Source organism: Acidovorax sp. sif0632 (assembly GCF_019218805.1).
GTDB classification, from domain to species: Bacteria; Pseudomonadota; Gammaproteobacteria; order Burkholderiales; family Burkholderiaceae_C; genus Acidovorax; species Acidovorax facilis.
Genome location: NZ_JAHUWW010000001.1, coordinates 300,658 through 320,138 on the forward strand (window position 1 = coordinate 300,658; position 19,481 = coordinate 320,138).

The 19,481-nt window shown below is 65.0% G+C and carries 19 protein-coding genes; 14 read left to right on the forward strand and 5 right to left on the reverse strand.

The genetic code is table 11. The annotated features are described in order from the left end of the window. Positions 1-942: a triacylglycerol lipase gene (locus KW832_RS01350; protein WP_055396875.1), complete on the reverse strand. Its 942-nt coding sequence runs from the start codon at positions 940-942 to the stop codon at positions 1-3. A gap of 163 nt (positions 943-1,105) precedes the next feature. Here KW832_RS01350 and KW832_RS01355 point away from each other — a divergent pair, with 163 nt between their 5' ends. The 6 genes from KW832_RS01355 (at position 1,106) to fabB (ending at position 7,069) form a co-directional block, all read left to right on the forward strand. Continuing rightward, positions 1,106-1,588 carry an Lrp/AsnC family transcriptional regulator gene (locus KW832_RS01355; RefSeq protein WP_055396873.1) on the forward strand — a complete coding sequence of 161 codons (483 nt, stop codon included), beginning with the start codon at positions 1,106-1,108 and terminating at the stop codon, positions 1,586-1,588. A 221-nt stretch (positions 1,589-1,809) separates the two neighbouring features. Next, positions 1,810-2,547: a GNAT family N-acetyltransferase gene (locus KW832_RS01360; RefSeq protein ID WP_055396871.1), complete on the forward strand. Its 738-nt coding sequence runs from the start codon at positions 1,810-1,812 to the stop codon at positions 2,545-2,547. A gap of 114 nt (positions 2,548-2,661) precedes the next feature. After that, positions 2,662-3,546 carry an HlyC/CorC family transporter gene (locus KW832_RS01365; protein WP_055396869.1) on the forward strand — a complete coding sequence of 295 codons (885 nt, stop codon included), beginning with the start codon at positions 2,662-2,664 and terminating at the stop codon, positions 3,544-3,546. Further along, a complete protein-coding gene (lnt, locus tag KW832_RS01370) occupies positions 3,546-5,168 on the forward strand; it encodes an apolipoprotein N-acyltransferase (RefSeq protein ID WP_218298894.1) in 1,623 nt (540 codons plus the stop codon). Before KW832_RS01365 ends, lnt begins: the two co-directional genes overlap by 1 nt. 159 nt (positions 5,169-5,327) lie before the next feature. After that, positions 5,328-5,849: a 3-hydroxyacyl-[acyl-carrier-protein] dehydratase FabA gene (fabA, locus tag KW832_RS01375; RefSeq protein WP_008907199.1), complete on the forward strand. Its 522-nt coding sequence runs from the start codon at positions 5,328-5,330 to the stop codon at positions 5,847-5,849. Then, complete coding sequence (fabB, locus tag KW832_RS01380; protein WP_055396863.1) at positions 5,846-7,069, forward strand: beta-ketoacyl-ACP synthase I; 1,224 nt, start codon at positions 5,846-5,848, stop codon at positions 7,067-7,069. Before fabA ends, fabB begins: the two co-directional genes overlap by 4 nt. Before the next feature lie 226 nt (positions 7,070-7,295). Here fabB and KW832_RS01385 read toward each other — a convergent pair whose 3' ends face one another. After that, positions 7,296-8,213: a LysR family transcriptional regulator gene (locus tag KW832_RS01385; protein WP_055396861.1), complete on the reverse strand. Its 918-nt coding sequence runs from the start codon at positions 8,211-8,213 to the stop codon at positions 7,296-7,298. Positions 8,214-8,427: 214 nt separating this feature from the next. Here KW832_RS01385 and KW832_RS01390 point away from each other — a divergent pair, with 214 nt between their 5' ends. From KW832_RS01390 to KW832_RS01420, 7 genes are all read left to right on the forward strand, one after another. Continuing rightward, a complete protein-coding gene (locus KW832_RS01390) occupies positions 8,428-9,504 on the forward strand; it encodes an asparaginase (RefSeq protein ID WP_121422219.1) in 1,077 nt (358 codons plus the stop codon). Between the two features lie 458 nt (positions 9,505-9,962). Then, a complete protein-coding gene (gene glyQ, locus KW832_RS01395) occupies positions 9,963-10,868 on the forward strand; it encodes a glycine--tRNA ligase subunit alpha (protein ID WP_008907201.1) in 906 nt (301 codons plus the stop codon). A gap of 20 nt (positions 10,869-10,888) precedes the next feature. After that, entirely contained in the window at positions 10,889-13,030 is a 2,142-nt protein-coding gene (glyS, locus tag KW832_RS01400) for a glycine--tRNA ligase subunit beta (RefSeq protein ID WP_218298893.1), read from the forward strand. Between the two features lie 52 nt (positions 13,031-13,082). After that, positions 13,083-13,694, forward strand: coding sequence for a D-glycero-beta-D-manno-heptose 1,7-bisphosphate 7-phosphatase (gmhB, locus tag KW832_RS01405; RefSeq protein WP_055396855.1), 612 nt, complete (start codon positions 13,083-13,085; stop codon positions 13,692-13,694). A 65-nt stretch (positions 13,695-13,759) separates the two neighbouring features. Then, positions 13,760-14,536, forward strand: coding sequence for a 1-acyl-sn-glycerol-3-phosphate acyltransferase (locus KW832_RS01410; protein WP_121508834.1), 777 nt, complete (start codon positions 13,760-13,762; stop codon positions 14,534-14,536). Between the two features lie 11 nt (positions 14,537-14,547). Further along, on the forward strand, positions 14,548-15,516 hold the full coding sequence (locus KW832_RS01415; RefSeq protein WP_218298892.1) for a M48 family metallopeptidase: 969 nt from the start codon (positions 14,548-14,550) through the stop codon (positions 15,514-15,516). A 137-nt stretch (positions 15,517-15,653) separates the two neighbouring features. Next, the gene (locus KW832_RS01420) at positions 15,654-16,076 is read left to right on the forward strand and encodes a rhodanese-like domain-containing protein (protein ID WP_218298891.1); all 423 of its coding nucleotides are present in this window, start codon (positions 15,654-15,656) and stop codon (positions 16,074-16,076) included. 197 nt (positions 16,077-16,273) lie between these two features. On the opposite strand, the gene lysM is transcribed toward KW832_RS01420, so the two are convergent. Then, the gene (gene lysM / locus KW832_RS01425) at positions 16,274-16,759 is read right to left on the reverse strand and encodes a peptidoglycan-binding protein LysM (protein ID WP_055396847.1); all 486 of its coding nucleotides are present in this window, start codon (positions 16,757-16,759) and stop codon (positions 16,274-16,276) included. Between the two features lie 180 nt (positions 16,760-16,939). On the opposite strand from lysM, the gene KW832_RS01430 reads away from it, so the two are divergent. Continuing rightward, entirely contained in the window at positions 16,940-17,707 is a 768-nt protein-coding gene (locus KW832_RS01430; protein ID WP_055396845.1) for a type III pantothenate kinase, read from the forward strand. A gap of 192 nt (positions 17,708-17,899) precedes the next feature. On the opposite strand, the gene KW832_RS01435 is transcribed toward KW832_RS01430, so the two are convergent. Together KW832_RS01435 and KW832_RS01440 are read right to left on the reverse strand one after the other, a co-directional pair. Next, entirely contained in the window at positions 17,900-18,676 is a 777-nt protein-coding gene (locus tag KW832_RS01435) for a hypothetical protein (RefSeq protein WP_218298890.1), read from the reverse strand. Between the two features lie 56 nt (positions 18,677-18,732). Continuing rightward, positions 18,733-19,395, reverse strand: coding sequence for a TetR/AcrR family transcriptional regulator (locus KW832_RS01440; RefSeq protein WP_218298889.1), 663 nt, complete (start codon positions 19,393-19,395; stop codon positions 18,733-18,735). Between the last annotated feature and the right edge of the window lie 86 nt (positions 19,396-19,481).

Consider the following 19,481-nt stretch of genomic DNA (forward strand, 5'->3'; position numbering starts at 1 on the left):
TTACAGGCCCTGTGCCTTGAGGCGGTTGGCGTGCTGGCGGTACAGCGTCACCGGGTCGGTGGAGAACCAGTCGCGCAGGCCCAGCAGTTGGTTCACTTCGTCGAGGTGGTTCTGCCGGTAGTCGCCCAGGTGTTTGCCCAGGCGCGAGGAGCAGGCCGACACCAGGCCGTCGTTGGCTTCGCCGAAGACCAAGCCCAACACGCCCAGCAGGGCGTCGCTCGCATCCAGCACGTTGGTCAGGGTCTTGGTGCCCGTCCAGGAGTAGTAGCGCACGCCGTTGACGAGTTCTGCGCCGCTGCCGCAGCCAGAGGTGGGGACGCCTTGCGGAAAGCGTCGGTTGAAGGCGGCGGAACCGGCGGTGGTGAGCGAGTCCAGCGCGGCGGTGGGCATCTGTGGCAGGCCCGAGCCGCCCGAAGTCAGGTTGATCAGCGCGACCAGCGCCGACGCCGCCCCGTTGGCGATGGTTTCGGAGACCGAACCCGCGGGTGCCACGCCACGCATGATGTCCGCCACCCGCGATCCCCGGTTGACCCCACCGACCGAGGTCACCGAGGCAACCTTGCCCGGCGCCACCCCGGCCACGTAGCGCGCCGTAGGCCCGCCGTGTGAATGCCCCACCAGGTTCACCTTGGCCGCGCCGGTGATGGCCAGGATGGTGTTCACCTGTGCGAGCAGCTGCTCACCCCGGACCTCTGTGCTGTTGGCGGCCGACACCTGGGCCACGTAGACCTTGGCGCCGCCCTGGCGCAGGGCGTCAGGGATGCCGTAGAAGTAGTCGACACCCAGGGCCGAATCAAACCCGAAAAGCCCGTGCACAAGCACGATGGGGTAGCGGGTCTGGGTGGTGCCCGTCTGGGCTTGCGCGCTGGCGCCGACGAGCAGCAATGCGGCGGTCGCGGCCAGAACAAATCGCCGCAAAAAGCGGCTGAGGAATCCGGTCATGCAGTTGTCTCCATAGGTATGTTTTTTGTATTTGCAAAAAAGAACGATCGTTCGTTTTTGCGAGGTTTATTCTTCTTTTCTTCGTGTGGGGTCACTATCGGGACATACCCGAGCCTGCAATTCAGAAGGCGCGAAAAGTCAAAACTTCATAAAATCTTGCGCCATGCAAGCTTTAAACGCACTCGACAAGCTGGACAGGGCCATCCTGCGCCGTCTGCAAGAAAATGGCCGGGAGACGTACGACGTCATCGGTGAGCAGGTGGGCCTGTCGCCCAGTGCGGTGTTGCGCCGCGTCAAGCGCCTGGAGGAAAGCCGTGTCATCGACCGGTACGTTGCATTGGTGCCCCCCGAGGCCGTGGGCCTGGGACTGACGGCCTACCTCAATGTGCGCCTCGAAAAACACACCGAAAGCCACAAGCGCAACCCCATGGACCTGTTCCGCGCCAGCGTGCAGACCTGGCCCGAAGTGGTGGAGTGCGCGTCGCTCACGGGCGAGATGGACTACCTGCTGCGCGTGGTGGTGGCCGACATGGCGCACTACAGCAGGTTCATCATGGACACGCTGCTCAAACACCCCAGCGTGCAGGACTGCAAGACCAGTTTTGTGCTGGACCGCGTGAAGGCGACCACAGCCGTGCCGGTGTAAATAGGCTTTTGAACGGGTGCTGAAGGTGCCGCGAGCGTGACACCCCATGTTGCCCCGCGCCCCATGCCGCTATACCCTTGCGGGAAGCCGTTGGCGGAGGCGCCCAGCTTGCCAAGTGGGGCAGGAGTGCTGTGTGGAACAGGTTTGAGCTACCTCACTAATTTGTTGCAGCGCAGCATTTTTGCTGGAAATAATGAGGGAAAACCCTTATATTTGCAGCCATGATCGCAACCAAAGACTGGCTCAAGGCATCCTGGTATGCAGGCAGGGATATGCTGCGCCCGGTGATGGGCGAATCGCCTGCCCATGAAACTCGCGTCAAGCAGGAGGTCCCCGTGATGGTTCCCATTCGTGCCCTGGGTCCCTCCTACCGGGAGCGGATCACCCAACATTTGCTCCAGCTGGAGCCCGCAGACCGCTACCTGCGTTTTGGCTACGCCGCCAACGACGAGCAGATCCGGCGCTATGCCGAGCAGCTCGACTTCAACCGCGACGAGATCTTCGGCATCTACAACCGCCGCCTCGAACTGATCGCCATGGCGCATCTGGCCTTCTCGGAGCACCCAGAGTACAAACATTGCGCCGAATTTGGCGTGTCGGTGCTCAAGCAGGCGCGTGGCCGGGGCTTCGGTGCACGCCTGTTCGAGCGGGCCGTGATGCATGCGCGCAATGAAGGTGTGAACATGGTTTTTATCCATGCGCTCTCCGAAAACACCGCCATGCTGAAAATTGCCCGCAAGGCCGGTGCCACCGTGCGCCGCGATGGTTCGGAGTCCGAGGCTTACCTCCAGATCGAACCGGCCAGCCTGGACACGCGCATGACCGAGATGGTCGAGCAGCAGTTCGCCGAGGTGGATTACCAGATCAAGAAGCAGGCCAAGCAGTTCTGGGACTTTTTGGCCAGCGTGCAGGAAGTGCGCAGTGGCGTGCAGCACGCGCGCCACCAATCTGCTGAATAGTCCGTCCATCCATCCCAAGGTCGCGCTGCGCGGCCTGCGGGGTTTGCGTAGCGGGCCGTCACAACTATCCGCTATCCTAGGGGCCTGATTCACTACCGCACGTCGTGCACTCCAGTGTCTGACCCGCATCCCGCGCACCCCGGGCGACCACCCGAGAGGGAAGACAAGCGCACCTTCCTGCAGAAAGTGGCCGAGTTCATCCATCCGGGGCCAGACTCCACGGAAGAACTCATTGAGACCCTGGCCGAGGCCGAAGACAACCAAGTCATTGGGGCCGATTCGCGCGTGATGCTGGAGCGCGTCATCCGCATGGCCGACATGACGGCGGGCGACGTGATGGTGGCAGCCCCTCGCATGGACCTCGTCAACATCGACGCACCGTTTGACGAGATGCTGCACCTTGTCATCAACACCGCGCACTCGCGGTTTCCGGTGTACCAGGGCGAGCGCGAGAACATCATCGGCATCCTCATGGCCAAGGACCTGCTCAAGTTGCAGCGGGCGCCGGAGCTGAATATCCGAGCGCTGCTGCGCCCGGCCGCCTTTGTGCCTGAAAGCAAGGGCCTGAATGACCTGCTGCGCGAGTTTCGCGGCAACCGCAACCACCTGGCCATCGTGATCGACGAGTTTGGCCGCATGGCCGGGCTCATCACCATTGAAGACGTGCTTGAACAGATCGTGGGCGAGATCGAGGACGAGTTCGACATCCCCGAAGACGACGGCGACATCTTTGGCCTGGCCGACCGCACCTACCGGGTGAGTGGCGACACCTCGGTGGAGCGGGTGTGCGAGGCGTTTGATGTGCTGGTTCAGGGCAGCGACCCCCATGAAACCTTCGAAACCATCGGCGGCCTGATTGCCCACGAAATGGGCCATGTGCCCAAGCGCGGCGAGCACCTGCAGCTGAGCGGCCTGCACTTCGTCGTGCTGCACACCAAGGGCGGCGCCGTGCGCTGGTTCAAGGTGTCGCGGGTCGAAGAAGCCAGCGCCAGCGACTGATGGCCCGCGCTACCTCCACGCCGGGGCTGCCGCTGGCCCTGCAGGCGCTGCTGGCCGTGGCTGCCGGCGTTGCGCAGGCGGCCTCGCTGGCCTGGCCCTGGAGCGGTGAGCCACAGTGGTGGCTGCAGATCGCCTCCATGGCGGTGCTGGCCTGGCTGGTGCGACCACATGCCACGGTGTCTGTCTCCTGGCAGCGCGGCGCGGTCATCGGTGGCCTGTTTGCCACGGCCTGGCTGACCGGGACCTTCTGGTGGCTTTTCATCTCCATGCACACCTACGGCGGGCTGGCAGCGCCGCTGGCCGTGGCGGCGGTGCTGGGGCTGGCGGCGTTCCTCGCCAGCTACTACGCGGTGATGTTGGGGATTTTTTGCCGCCTGGCGCTTACCAGTAAAGCGCTAACAGCTATCATTTTTGGAGCATTCTGGCTGGTGGCCGAACTGGCGCGTGGCACCTTGTGGACGGGGTTCCCCTGGGGCGCTGGCGGTTATGCCCATGTGGATGGGCCGCTGGCGGCGCTGGCGCGCTACGGGGGCGTCTATGGGCTGGGGGCGGTTGCTGCGATGCTGGCGATGGGGGCGGTGCAAGTGCGGCGCGCCGACTTCCGTGGCTGGCGCCTGTGGGCGCTGCTGCTGGCGTTGGGGGCAGCGCTGGCCCTGGCCACGGTAGACCGCTTTTGTGCCATCCATCTCTGCTCCACACCCCTGCAGCGCCCCGCGCCTTCCCTGAGTCTGGAGCTTCTGCAGGGCAATATCCCGCAGGACGAGAAATTTCAGTCGGGCAGCGGCGTGCCGCTGGCACTGAAGTGGTATGCCGAAGCGCTGCGCGACGCCAAGGCCGATCTCGTGGTGGCGCCGGAAACGGCCATCCCGCTGCTGCCCCAGCAGCTCATACCGGGCTATCTGGAAGGCATCCAGCAGCGCTACGCGCAGGGTCCGCAGGCCGCGCTGCTGGGCATTCCGCTGGGCGACGAGGCGCAGGGCTACACCAATTCGGTGCTTGGCATGAGCCCCGCCACCGGGGCCACGCCCTACCGCTACGACAAACACCACCTGGTGCCGTTTGGCGAATTCATCCCGCCCTTTTTCAGGTGGTTCACGGCCATGATGAACATTCCGTTGGGGGACTTCAACCGGGGTGTGGTGGGGCAGCCCTCCTTTGCCTGGGCGGGCCAGCGCATTGCGCCCAACATCTGTTACGAAGACCTTTTTGGCGAAGAGCTGGGGGCTCGTTTCATCGACCCGGCTCAGGCGCCCACGGTGTTCGTCAACTTCAGCAATATCGGCTGGTTTGGCGATACCGTGGCCATTGACCAGCACCTGCAGATCAGCCGCATGCGTGCCCTGGAGTTCGAGCGCCCCATGGTGCGCGCCACCAACACCGGCGCCACCGCCATCATCGACCACCGGGGTGTGGTGACGCACCAGCTGGCGCGCACTACACGCGGCGTGCTCAAGGGCGAGGTGCAAGGCCGGGGGCTGGATGCGCAAAGTGGCTGGGCCATCACGCCCTACGCCTGGTGGGTGTCGCGCTGGGGCCTGTGGCCGCTCTGGATGTTCGGGGCGCTGATGCTGGCGCTTGGCGTGTGGGCGAGAAACAAGGACACGGGGGCACGCCGCCATTGATCCAGGTCAGGCGCCGACAGGGCGGGGCGGGTGGCTTGGCAGGCCATTGTTTAGAGGCAGCTCCCTATGCCTTGATAATAGAGCCCCGCAAGACGGGGCTGTATTGCATACAACGATGATTTGAGGCGGGCCAACCGCTGTTCTGGAGCACGACTGAAAATGGCAGATTCCTTTTCCTACGAACAACTGATCGCCTCGGGCGAGGGCCGGCTGTTCGGCGCCGACAGCGGGCGCCTGCCGCTGCCGCCCATGCTGATGTTTGACCGCATCACGCACATCGACAGCGATGGTGGCGCGCACGGGCTGGGAAAGATCCGCGCCGAGCTCGATGTCAAGCCCGACCTGTGGTTCTTTGCCTGCCACTTTCAGGGCGACCCGGTCATGCCCGGCTGCCTGGGGCTCGATGCCATGTGGCAGCTCATCGGTTTTTACCTGACCTGGCTGCAGCTGCCCGGCCGGGGCCGTGCGCTGGGTGCAGGCGAGGTCAAGTTCACCGGCGAAGTGGGCCCGGACGTGAAGCTCGTCACCTACGAAATCGACATCAAGCGCGTCATCAAGCGCAAGCTGGTCATGGCCATTGGCGATGCCCGCCTGCTGGCTGATGGCAAGGAAATCTATGTAGCCAATGACCTGCGCGTGGGCTTGTTCAAGCGCGAGGAAGACGGCAAGGACGCAGCATGACCACCAAGAAGCGCGTAGTCATCACCGGCGCGGGCATCGTCTCGTGCATTGGCAACGACCTGGCCACTGTGGAAGCCTCCCTGCGTGAAGGCAAAAGCGGCATCAAGGCCGTCGAAAAATTCACCGAGCTGGGCCTGCGCAGCCAGGTGGGTGGTGCGCCTGAGATCGACATCGAGGCGCGTATCGACCGCAAGCAGCTGCGCTTCATGGGTGATGCGGCCGCGTATGCGCAGATCGCACTCGAAGACGCCATTGCCCAGGCGGGTCTCACGCCTGAGCAGGTGAGCCACCCGCGCACCGGCCTCATCATGGGCTCGGGCGGCGGATCGCCTGCCAACCAGATCGAGGCGGCCGACACGCTGCGCGAAAAGGGTATCCGCCGCGTCGGGCCCTACCAGGTCACGCGCTGCATGAGCTCCACCGTCTCTGCCTGCCTGGCCACCAACTTCAAGGTCAAGGGCATCAACTACTCCATCACCTCGGCCTGCTCCACCTCGGCCCACTGCATCGGTGTAGCCGCGCAGCAGATTGCCTGGGGCATGCAGGACGTGATGTTTGCGGGTGGTGGCGAGGAATTGAGCTGGGGCATGTCGCTGCTGTTTGATGGCATGGGTGCCATGTCCAGCAAGTACAACGCCACGCCCGAGAAGGCCTCGCGCGCCTACGACGCGAACCGCGACGGCTTCGTGATCGCCGGCGGCGGCGGCGCCGTGGTGCTGGAAAGCCTCGAACACGCCCAGGCGCGCGGCGCCACCATCCTGGCCGAAGTGGTGGGCTTTGGCGCCACCAGCGATGGCGAAGACATGGTGGCCCCCTCGGGCGATGGCGCCATTGCCTGCATGCAGCAGGCCATGGAAGGGCTCGACGCCCCCATCGACTACATCAACACCCACGGCACCTCCACGCCGGTGGGCGACATGCAGGAAGTGCGCGCCATGCGCGCCCTGTTTGGCGACAAGGTGCCGCCGTTTTCGTCCACCAAGTCGCTCACGGGCCACTCGCTGGGTGCCACGGGTGTGCAAGAGGCCATCTACTGCGTGATCATGCTCAACAAAGGCTTCATCGCCGGTTCTGCCAACGTGGAGACGCCCGACCCGGCACTGGGTGACATGCCCCTGGTTACGCAAACGCGCGATGCGCAGCTGACCACGGTGTTGTCCAACAGCTTCGGCTTTGGGGGCACCAACGCCAGCCTGGTGCTGCGCCGCTGGAACCACTGACCGCAGCCTGCCCACTGCAACGGCCTGCCTGTCTTTGGACATGCAGGCTGTTTTTCATGGGCTAGGAGGCTGCGCTGCGGAAGGCATCGAAGCGAAACGCGCGAAAACCGAGGATCGCGTGGAGCTACCGACAAGCCCAGGGTGGGTCCCTGGGCGCAGGAGGTAGTACCGCGCGAGACCGGTTTATCGCGCGTTGCAGCCGATGCTCCTTCTGCAGCGCAGCCTCCTAGCGCTTGGCAGGCTTGGGGTTGGGCTGCAGGGCCTCGTGCAGCAGGGTGGGCAGCATCGCCAGCATGCGCGTGGCCTGCAGTCCTGGTGGCAACGCCCTTGCGTGGTAGCTGTACAGCGACATGGGGGGCAGTTCGTGCAGCTCCTGCGCCACTATCTGCGCGGGGTCGAGCCCCTTGGCGGTGAGAAAGTCCACCACCGTCCAGCCCATGCCCCGGCGCACCAGCTCCAGCGCCAGGCGCGATGTCTGCACCTGGATGCCAGGCCCGGCGGGAGAGCCCAGCCGTTGCGCGAGTTCGTCAATCGCCTGGCGCATGGGGTCGTCGCCCACCAGGCGGATCACCGGCACCTGCGCCAGCCGCGCGCCGGGGCTGGCGGCACGGGGTGCACGTGCCCACACACTGGTCGCCACCGCCAGGTACAGCCTGCCGCTGACCAGCAGGTCGCTCGCAATTTGCGGGTGCGGGTGTTTGTAGAAACCCAGGCAAAAGTCCACGCTGCGCGTGAGCAGCGCCTGCGTCATCTGGTCCTGGTGGATGGTGCGCACCTCTACGCCCACCTGCGGATGCTGCTCGGCATGGTGTTGCAACAGGCGCGGCAGAAACTCGTGGGTGATCGACGGGATCGCCCCCAGGCGTACATCGCCCGAATCGCTGGTGGCCAGGTTGCGCGCAGTGCGCTTGAGTGCGTCGAGCTGCCGGTAGATGCCAGTGGATTCGGCCGCCAGCACCTGGGCCTCGGGGGTGGGGGTCAGACCCGAAGGTGTGCGGTTGAACAGCCGGTAGCCCAGCTGCAGCTCGGTGTGCGCAATGGCCTTGCTGACCGCCGAGGGCGTGATGCACAGCAGGCGCGCCGCTGCGCTCATGTTGCCGGTCTGCAGCACGGCCTGAAAAACTTCCAGTTGCCGCAGGTTCATTCCAGCGCTGCTCCGGTGTGTGTGCCTGTGAGACCCGAATACTGGGATCGGGTGGAGGTGTTGGGGGTGTGAGTGAAATTCATAAGGGTGGGTCAATTATTCCGCATGACTGTGTTCTGCTTTCTCATAGGATGCGGCACCGCTTCACGGGCGGGTTTTGCAAAGAGCGGCGCAACGCGCGTCGCCAACCCCAAAAAAATCAGGAGACACCCTCATGCGCATTTCTTCCTCCCCCACTGCCAGCCGCTGGCTCGCAGGCTTGCTGTTGTCGGCCGCGTCCGCTGTGGCCATGGCCCAGGCTGCCAAGCCCAATGTGGTGGTGCTGGCCACCGGCGGCACCATTGCAGGTGCTGGCGCCTCGGCCGCCAACAGCGCCACCTACGCTGCTGCCAAGGTGCCGGTCGATAAACTGCTGGCAGGTCTGCCCGAGCTGGCCAACGTGGCCAAGGTGTCCGGTGAGCAGGTGTTCCAGATCGCGTCTGAAAGCTTCACCAACGAGCACCTGCTGCGCCTCGGCCAGCGCGTGTCGGCCCTGGTCAAGCAGGCGGATGTGGACGGCATCGTCATCACCCACGGCACCGACACGCTCGAAGAAACCGCGTACTTCCTGAACCTCACCGTGCGCACCAACAAGCCCATCGTGGTGGTGGGCTCCATGCGCCCCGGCACGGCCCTGTCGGCCGACGGCGCGCTGAACCTGTACGACGCCGTGACCGTGGCCGCCAGCAAGGACGCCGCTGGCAAGGGCGTGCTGGTCACGATGAACGACGAGATCCAGAGCGGTCGCGACGTGAGCAAGACCATCAACATCAAGACCGAGGCTTTCAAGAGCCAATGGGGCCCGCTGGGCATGGTGGTGGAAGGCAAGAACTACTGGTTCCGCGCGCCGGTCAAGCGCCACACCACCCAGTCCGAGTTCAACATCGACGACATCAAGGCGCTGCCCGCCGTGGACATCGTCTATGGCTACAGCAACATGAACACCACGGGTATTGAAGCCTACGGCAAGGCTGGCGTGAAGGCGCTGATCCACGCCGGTACGGGCAATGGCTCGGTGGCGGCACAGGCGGTGGATTCGCTCAAGGCACTGCGTGCTGCGGGCGTGCAGATCGTTCGCTCGGCCCGCGTGCCCGACGGTTTTGTGCTGCGCAATGCCGAGCAGCCCGACGACAAGTACGACTGGGTGGTGGCCCACGACCTGCGCCCCCAAAAGGCCCGCATCCTGGCCATGGTGGCCCTCACCAAGACCAACGACAGCAAGGAACTGCAGCGCATCTTCTGGGAGTATTGAAGCACCCCCTGAGGCGCTGCGCGCCTTCCCCCTGAAGGGGGACGCCCCCAGCGCGGCGGGGCGGCCGTTGCGCGGGGGCACTCGCCCAGGCAGCGCCCTGTGGTGGCGCTCCGGCCAGTGCGATGGATAGTTGATTTGACTTGGCGCACAACACGTGCGCCGACGGGCTACCCGCAAAGGTGGTCACTGGTACGCAACGGGCTATAGCCTGCGTGACTGGTTGGGAAGGCTGGTGCTCCAAAAGGGCTCCGGCCTTTTTTCATGGGCGCGGGCCGATGTTGCTGGCGCTGCCGCAGCACGTGCGGCTGCGCGCCGTAAAATCACTGGTTTGCGCGCGCGAGGCCCGTCCTTGCTACCTTTGGGGTGGCAGGCGCCGGGGCTGGCATCCGCACCGCCTTTTCTTCTTTTTCCCCTTACTTGCTAGGCCCTGGCTTGCCAGTGCCTCAGCCAAAGACGCCATGTTGACATTCCAGCAAATCATTTTGAAGCTGCAGTCCTACTGGGACGCGCAGGGTTGCGCCCTTTTGCAACCCTATGACATGGAAGTGGGCGCCGGCACCTCGCACACCGCCACCTTCCTGCGCGCCATCGGCCCCGAGCCCTGGAAGGCCGCCTACGTGCAGCCCAGCCGCCGCCCCAAGGACGGCCGCTACGGCGAGAACCCCAACCGCCTGCAGCACTACTACCAGTACCAGGTGGTGCTCAAGCCCGCACCGGCCAACATCCTGGAGCTGTACCTGGGCAGCCTCGAAGCCCTGGGCTTCGACCTGAAAAAGAACGACATCCGCTTTGTCGAAGACGACTGGGAGAACCCCACGCTCGGCGCCTGGGGCCTGGGCTGGGAGGTGTGGCTCAATGGCATGGAGGTGACGCAGTTCACCTACTTCCAGCAGGTGGGCGGCATCGATTGCAAGCCCGCCACCGGCGAGATCACCTACGGCCTGGAGCGCCTGGCCATGTACCTGCAGGGCGTGGACAACGTCTACAACCTCAAGTGGACCGACACCCTGAGCTACGGTGACGTGTACAAGCAAAACGAGGTGGAGCAGTCCACCTACAACTTCGAGCACAGCGATGCTGACTTTCTGTTCACCGCCTTCAATGCGCACGAAAAGCAGGCCAAGTACCTGATGGAGCAGCAGCTGGCGTTGCCCGCGTATGAGCAGGTGCTCAAGGCCGCACACAGCTTCAACCTGCTGGATGCGCGCGGTGCCATCAGCGTGACGGAACGCGCCGCCTACATCGGCCGCATCCGCAACCTGGCCCGTGCCGTGGCGCAGAGCTACTACGAAAGCCGCGAGCGCCTGGGCTTCCCCATGGCGCCGCGCGAGTGGGTGGAACAGATGGTCAAAAAGGCAGCGTGAACGAGCGAAAGAACAAGAACATGACGACCCAAAACCTCCTCGTTGAACTGTTTGTCGAAGAACTGCCCCCCAAGGCGCTGCAGAAGCTGGGCGATGCCTTCGCCACCGTGCTGGGCGACCAGCTCAAGGCCCTGGGCCTGGCGACGGCTGCCTCGGTGGTCACGCCCTTCGCCTCGCCACGCCGTCTGGCTGCGCATGTGACTGCCGTGGCCGACAAGGCCGCTGACAAGGCCGTGCAGCAAAAGCTGATGCCCGTGACCGTGGGCCTGGACGCCAGCGGCAACGCCACCCCCGCGCTGCTCAAAAAGCTGCAGGCGTTGGGCGCCGATGTGTCCAACCCCGTAGCCGCTGTGGCTGCCTTGAAGCGCGCGCAGGACGGCAAGGCTGAAGCCCTGTTCTACGACAGCGTGGTGCCCGGTGCCACGTTGGCGGCGGGCCTGCAAAAGGCGCTGGATGAAGCCATCGCCAAGCTCCCCATCCCCAAGGTGATGAGCTACCAACTTGAAACCGACTGCGAGCTGCCCGGCTGGACCAGCGTGAACTTTGTGCGCCCCGCACACGGCCTGGTCGCGCTGCATGGCAGCACGGTGGTGCCCGTGAAGGCGCTGGGTCTGACCGCTGGCAACAGCACCACCGGCCACCGTTTTGAAGCCGCCGTGTCGCCCGTGGTGCTGGCCGATGCCGACAGCTACGCCGGCACGCTGAAGAAGGATGGCGCCGTGATCGCCAGCTTTGCCGAGCGCAAGGCCGAGATCGCGCGCCAGCTGGCCGCTGCTGCTGCGAAGGTGGGCAATGGCGCCCGCCCCATTGAAGACGAGGCGCTGCTCGACGAAGTGACCGCGCTGGTCGAGCGCCCCAACGTGGTCATCTGCCAGTTTGAAGAGCAGTTCCTGGGCGTGCCGCAGGAATGCCTCATCCTCACGATGAAGGCCAACCAGAAGTACTTCCCGCTGCTGGACGCTGCAGGCAAGCTGACCAACAAGTTCCTGGTGGTCAGCAACATCAGCCCCGAAGACACGAGCTTTGTGACCGGCGGCAACGAGCGCGTGGTGCGCCCCCGTTTGGCCGATGCCAAGTTTTTCTTTGATCAGGACCGCAAGAAGACCCTGGCCTCGCGCGTCGAGGGTCTGGGTAAGGTCGTGTACCACAACAAGCTAGGCACGCAGGGTGAACGCGTGGAGCGCGTGCGGGCCATTGCCAAGGTCATTGCCACGCGACTGGGCGACGCTGCTCTGGTGGCCGATGCCGACCTGTCCGCGCAACTGGCCAAGACCGACCTCGTGACCGACATGGTGGGCGAGTTTCCTGAGCTGCAGGGCATCATGGGCGGCTACTACGCCCTGAACGACGGCTTGGGCGAGACCGTGGCGCACGCGATCGAAGACCACTACAAGCCGCGTTTTGCGGGTGATGCGCTGCCGCGCAACACCGCAGGCGTCGTGGTGGCCCTGGCCGACAAGCTGGAAACCCTGGTGGGCATGTTTGGCATTGGCAACCTGCCCACGGGGGACCGTGACCCGTTTGCGCTGCGCCGCCACGCGCTGGGCGTGATCCGCATGCTGGTCGAGAAGGATCTGCCGCTGGAGATGAATGCGCTTCTGGCTGGTGCAGTGCCCGCCTTTGGCGACAAGATCACCGATGCTTCAGCGGCCCTGGCCGACTTCATCTACGACCGCCTCGCCGGCAGCCTGCGTGAGCAAGGCTACAGCGCCCAGGAAGTCGACGCGGTGCTAGCCCTGCGCCCGCAGCGTCTGGCCTTGGTCGAAAAACAACTCGCCGCTGTGCGCGCCTTCGCCGCCTTGCCCGAAAGCCCCGCCCTTGCCGCTGCCAACAAGCGCGTGGGCAACATCCTTAAGAAGGCCGAGGTCGAAGGCCCGGTGGACGCGCACGTGAACCCCGAGCTGCTGCAGGAAAAAGCCGAGCAGGACCTCTACGCTGCGCTGCAGCGTTTTATGCCCGAGGCCAATGCGCAGTTCGACGCTGGCGACTACACCGCCAGCCTGCAGACCCTGGCCGTGCTGCGTGCGCCGGTGGACGCGTTCTTTGACGATGTGATGGTCAACGCCGAGCAACTGGATGTGCGCATGAATCGCCTGGGCCTGCTCAAGATGCTGCACAACGCGATGAACCGCGTGGCCGACCTGTCCCGCCTGGCGGTTTGACCGGTTTGCACAAGCTGCTAGGCTGGCGGTTCTCACAAGGTAAACCCCTCCTATGAAACTCGCCATCCTCGACCGCGACGGCACCCTCAATCCGCTGGCGGACGACTACGTCACCGCTGCCGACGAGTGGACCGCTGTGCCGGGCGCGCTCGAAGCCATTGCGCGCCTCAACCATGCGGGCTGGCATGTGGTGGTGGCCACCAACCAGCCGGGCCTGGGCCGGGGCTTGTTTGATGTGGTGGCGCTCAACGCCATCCACGCCAAGATGCACCGTCAGGTGGCGGCGGTGGGCGGGCGCATTGATGCCGTTTTCTACTGCCCCCACGCGGCCGATGAGGAGTGTGCGTGCCGCAAGCCCGCCCCCGGCCTGCTGGAGCAGATCAGTGACCGCTATGGGGTGGAGCGTGAGGATGTGCAGGTGGTGGGCAGCTGCACCGCGCACCTGCAGGCAGGCGCCGCACTGGGCGCACAGCTGCACCTGGTGTGCACGGGGCAGTCGGCGCAGGTACACCCGGGTGGCCCCCTGCCAGCGGGGGTTCCGCCGGGCACGCGCGTGCATGCCAGCCTGGGTGATTTTGTGGACCAGCTTTTGCCTGCTGTGCAGCCCGCTGCGGCACCCCTGGCGGCGACACCCCTGCCAGCGCCTGGTGGTGCCGCTTTCTGATGCTATTACTTTAATAGCTGTTAGCGCTTGATAGATAAGCGCTGGCGGCCAAAATGACCATCAAAATGGCCTTTATCCGTTCCGTCATTCACCTTCTCTGGATGGGCATCACTGTGGTGCCCTATGCGCTGACCATCATGCTGGGCACGCTGCTGGGCGTGCGCGGCAAGCCGCTGTACCGCATCGCCCGCGCGTGGCTGTCGCTGTGCATCAGCGGTGCCCGCGTGATCCTGGGCATCCGGGCCAACGTGATCGGCATGGAGAATCTGCCGCAGGGCGAGAACGCGGGGGCGGTGCTGCTGGTCAAGCATCAGTCTACGTACGAGACCTTTCTGATGCCAGCGATCATGCCGCGCCCCTTGGCCTATGTGTTCAAGAAGGAGCTGCTGCGTGTGCCGTTCTTCGGCTGGGCTATCGGCCGCCTCGACATGATCCACATCGACCGCGACCAGCGCACCCAGGCCTTCCACAAGGTGGTGCAGCAGGGCAAGGACCTGTTGGCCCAGGGCATCTGGATCATCATGTTCCCCGAAGGCACGCGCATTGAGCGTGGGCAAAAGGGCAACTACAAGACCGGCGGCACCCGCCTGGCCATCGACACCGGCGCGCCAGTGGTGCCAATTGCTGTGACGTCCGCCAAGGTCTGGCCGCGCAAGGCGTTCATCAAGCGCCCGGGCGTGGTGGATGTGTCCATCGGCAAGCCCATTTCCAGCGTAGGCCGCAAGCCCGACGAGCTGATGCGCGAAGTGGAGGCCTGGATCGAGGCCGAGATGCGCCGCCTGGACCCTGATGCGTACCCTGCCGTGGTCATCCCCCCGCACGGCAAGGCGGGCGAGAAGTAGGCCAGAGCGTGATGCAGCGGCTTGTGCAGTTGGCGCTCGACTTTTTCGACCCGCCGGTCGCACCGGCAGGACCGGCTGCGGCGCAGGGGGTGAAGGCTGCAGATTCCAAGAAAAATCTGCCTCCAGCGCTGGATGGGCAGGCGCCAGTAGCTCCTAAATCAGTAGTGAATCGGCCTGCTGCACCTGCTGCACCTGCTGTACCGCTGCCATCTCTGCTGTCTCCGGCCGAATTTCGCCACCCGCAGGCCAGCCGCGAAGTGCTGCTGGGCGACGCCGTCGTGGCCTATGCGCTGCAGCGCGCGCGGCGCCGCACCATCGGCTTCACCGTGGGGGCCGATGGGCTGTCGGTACGTGCGCCCAGCTGGGTCACCCTGTCGGGCGTGGATTCTGCGCTGCGCGAGAAGTCCGAATGGATCCTGCGCAAGCTGTCTGAGGCGCGCGAGCGCCACCAGCGCATGGAAGGCGGTCGTATTGTCTGGGCCGATGGCGCCGTGTTGCCCTATCTGGGCGAGCCTTTGACCGTGGTGCTGGACCCGAGCCACGGTTTTGCGGGCAAAGGCGGTGCGCTGGTGGCGGGCACCGATGTGGTGCCACCCAGCCTGCACATCGGCCTGCCCCACAGCGCCAGCCCCGCGCAGATCCGCGACGCCGTGCAGGCCTGGCTCATGCGTGACGCGCGCCGCCACTTCACGGCCCGGCTCGACCATTTCGCCCCGCTGCTGGGTGTGCGCTGGGCCAGCCTGCGCCTGTCGAGCGCCAACACCCGCTGGGGCAGTGCCAAGGCCGACGGCTCCATCCGCCTGAACTGGCGCCTGCTGCACTACCGCCCGGCCATCATCGACTACGTGGTGGCGCACGAGCTGGCCCACCTGCGCGTGATGGACCACAGTCCGCGCTTCTGGGACACCGTGGCCACCGTGGTGCCCGACTATGCGCAGCTGCGCAGCCGCTTGCGGGATGAGCCCGCGCCTTTGTGGTGAATCCCCCTGAGTCGCCTGCGGCGCCTTCCCCCTAGGGGGACGACGCCCTCGCTGCGGGGCGGCCCTTGGCTTGCGTCCCTCGCATTGGTCGCGCCCAGTTCAAACGTTTTGCCTAGTGCCCAGAAAGGATCCAAACCATGACAAATACGCTCTCCTCCGTTTCTCCCGCCGACGGCTATGCCGGTGACGTGACGCCCCAGCAGGCCTGGCAGTGGGTACAGGCCGGCCAGGCCGTGCTGGTGGATGTGCGCAGCGACGCCGAACGTGAATGGGTGGGGCAGGTGCCCGGCGCCGTCGCCGTAGCGTGGAAGCAGTGGCCGGGCATGGTCATGAACGCGGATTTTGATGCGCAGATGCGCACGGCCGTGCCTGAGGGCGCCCGGGCTGTGCTGCTGTGCCGCAGCGGCGTGCGCTCCATCGCCGCAGCGCGCCGCGCTACTGAGCTGGGCATCACGGCCTACAACATCCTGGAGGGTTTTGAGGGCGACGCCGATGCGCAGGGTCAGCGCGGCAAAAAGGGCGGCTGGCGTTTTCACGGTCTGCCGTGGAAGCAGGGTTGATGCTCCCAAAAAAATAGCTGCCAGCGCTTTATAGATAAGCGCTGGCAGCTGGCTCTAAAGCTTGACTTGCCCCGGCGTTCCGTTCGTCTGGGGCATCGGTACACCCCCGACTCAGGCCAGTGCACCCGTGGAACCGGCTTGCCGGACCGCCGGGTGCGAACCCCCTTGGGGGAAGGCGCCGCAGGCGACTCAGGGGGTTACTTGGCCTGCGGGATCCGCAGCTTCTGGCCGGGGTAGATCTTGTCGGGGTGGCTCAGCATGGGCTTGTTGGCCTCGAAGATCACGGGGTACTTGTTGGCGTCGCCATAGAACTTCTTGGCGATGGCGCTGAGCGTGTCGCCGCGCACCACGTCGTGGTACTGGGCTTCGGGCTCGGGGTTGGTCACATCCATCAGGTTCTCGACGCTGGTCACGCTGGCCACGTTGCCGCAGCACAGGGTGACTTTTTCCTTGGCCGCCTGCGTGGGGGCTGTGCCCTTCACGGTGACTTTGCCTTCGGGTCCTTCAAAGGCGACCTGCACATTGCTGGCGCCCAGGTTCTGGGACGCGATGTAGGTCTCGATGGCCTTGGATGCCTTGGCGTTGAGTTCATCTTGCGTGGGGGCTGCTGCCGTGGCGGCCTGTGCTTCTTTGCCGCCGAACAGCTTTTCGCCGGCTTCCTTGATGAAACTGAAAAGACCCATGTCGTACCTCCTAATGTTGCAGAAACAGGAAGGACCACTGTAGCGGCAATGGGCGGCTGCGTCGTGTCGGACACGGGCGCGACACGATTTTTCACAATTTGTGGGCGGGCAGGGGTGGTGCAGCCGGGGGCTGTCGCCCTCGGGCAGGGGTGCATCGCAAAACTCGGGATAATCCGCCGCATGACTTTTCTGGCCATCGACGTCGGTAACACCCGTCTCAAATGGGCGTTGTACGACGCTCCCCGCCCCGGGGCTGCGCTCATTGCGCATGGCGCCGAGTTTCTGGACCACATCGACCGCCTGGCTGAAGGTAGCTGGGAGTCGCTGCCCCACCCGGAGCGCATGCTGGGCTGCGTGGTGGCGGGCGATGCCGTCAAACGCCGCGTGCAAGAGCAGATGGAAATCTGGGATGTCACCCCCTCGTGGGTGGTGTCCTCGGCGCAGGAGGCGGGGCTCACCAACGGCTACGACCATCCCTCGCGCCTGGGCTCGGACCGCTGGGTGGCCATGATCGGCGCGCGCCACCATGTGTTGGCACGTGGCCCGGCGCGGCCGCTGGTGGTGGTGATGGTGGGCACGGCCGTGACGGTGGAGTGCATCGACACTGAGGGCCGCTTCATGGGCGGCCTCATCCTGCCCGGCCACGGCATCATGCTGCGCGCGCTCGAGTCCGGCACCGCCGGCCTGCATGTGCCCACGGGTGAAGTGCGCCCGTTCCCCACCAACACCAGCGATGCACTGACCAGCGGCGGCACCTACGCCATCGCCGGTGCCGTGGAGCGCATGTACCAGCACTTGCTGCAGCACTGTGGCCAGGAGCCCGCCTGCATCATGACCGGCGGCGCAGGTTGGAAAATGGCGCCCAGCATGACGCGGCCGTTTGAGCTGGTGGACAACCTGATTTTTGACGGCCTGCTGGAGATTGCCGCGCAGCGGTTTGGGGGTTGAGGGCTTTTGAGCGCCGCATCCATAGCAGCGCGACAGGGCAATCTACGGCAAACCTCTGTGCAAAACTGGCGCTGCGCAGGCCAGAGACACCGAGCAAGGGCCGTCCCGCAGCGAGGGTGTCGTCCCCCTTCCCGAATGGCGTAGCCAGTCGAGAGAAGGGGGAAGCGGCAAAGCCGCTCAGGGGGATGCCTCTTACTCTTCTTCCAGTTCAGCCCGCGCCATCTCCACATCCAGCCGCTCCATGGCATCCATGGGTTCAGCGGCGGCGGCCTTTTCGTAGAGCGCGGTAGCTTCCTGCATTTTCTTGTCGCCCTCCAGCATGACGAGCGCATTGGCGTACTCGATCATCGCGATGGCCGATCCCGGGTTGAGCTTGAGGGCTTCCTGAAACAGCTTGAGGCCCGTGTCCTTCTTGGCGCCATAGGTCATGCCGCCAATCAGCGAGCCCACCTTGTCGATCACCTCGGCATGGAAGGCGCCCAGCGCAATGCGCGCATCGGCGTGTTTGGGCGACAGGGCAATGGCCTTCTCCAGCGAGTCCTTCACCTTGCCACCCAAGCCCTGCGCCAGCGCCTTGGCCACGCTGATGCCCTGGCTGTAGCGGCCCAGTGCGTAGGCATGCCAGTACCAGGCGTTGGCGTTGTCGGGCTCCTTGGCGGCCTGGGCCTCCGCCCGTTCGGCCACCTGCATGAACAGGTCCAGGCGCGCCTTCTCCTTCGGCTCCAGGTAGTTGGCATAGATGGAGGTGGCCTTGTTGGCGGCAGTGAGACCCGCGCCACCGGCAGCCAGGCCCGCTGCCGCAGCTTTCTCAAAATCACCGTTGTGGAACAGCGCCCAGGCTTCCAGCGCGGCAGCGTCCTTGGGGCAGGGTTCGGCATCACCGCCATGCAGTCGTGCCCAATGCTTCTTGACGCTCGCAGCGTCAAATTGGTAGTCGCCGGCGTGGGGGAAGGGGGTCCATTTGGCCATGGTGTGTGTCTCCGGAAGTTCTTGTTGGTGGGTGTCTGTGGCGGGTGGGCCGTGTATCAGCCTGGCGCTGGTGCGTAGGCGCCGACCAGCTGCAGCAGGTGGGCGCGCTGGCCGCTTTCGAGGTAGGGCATGAGCAGGTTCAGCACATGGTGGGCTCCGCGCAGCAGCGCGGCCTGGGCGCTTTTGGGCTCCAGTGCGCGGCGCGGGTCGCGCACGTATTCAAAGCTCAGCCAGTAAGTGAGCACCACGACCATGCTGGTGGCGGTGGCCTCCAGTTCGCGCGAGTCGATGTGCAGTGCATCTGCGCGCCCCATGCCGTCGAGCATGGCGCGCACGGCGCGGGTCTTGTTCTTGAGGATGGCCTGGAAGTGGGTTTCCAGGCGCCGGTTCTTGGACAGCAGGTCGTTGAGATCGCGGTACAGGAAACGGTACTGCCAGATCAGCTCGAACAGCGAGTGCATGAAGAACCAGGCGTCCTCCACATTGCGCACACCATCGGCGGCGGCCAGCAGTTCGGTCAACGAGGTTTCGTAGCGATCAAACAGCGCGTTGATCAGCTCGTCCTTGGCCGGGTAGTGGTAGTACAGGTTGCCGGGGCTGATGCGCAGCTCGGCCGAGATCAGGGTGGTGGAGACGTTGGGCTCACCGAACCGGTTGAACAGGTCCAGCGTCACTTCCAGAATGCGTTCTGCGGTGCGGCGTGGCGCTTTCTTCACCATGTGTGCGGGCCCCTTCGCGTCGTTTGGCGTCGTTGTTGCGTTGTCTCTGATGGCTACTCTAACCCACGCGGTCATGCTGCAGTGCG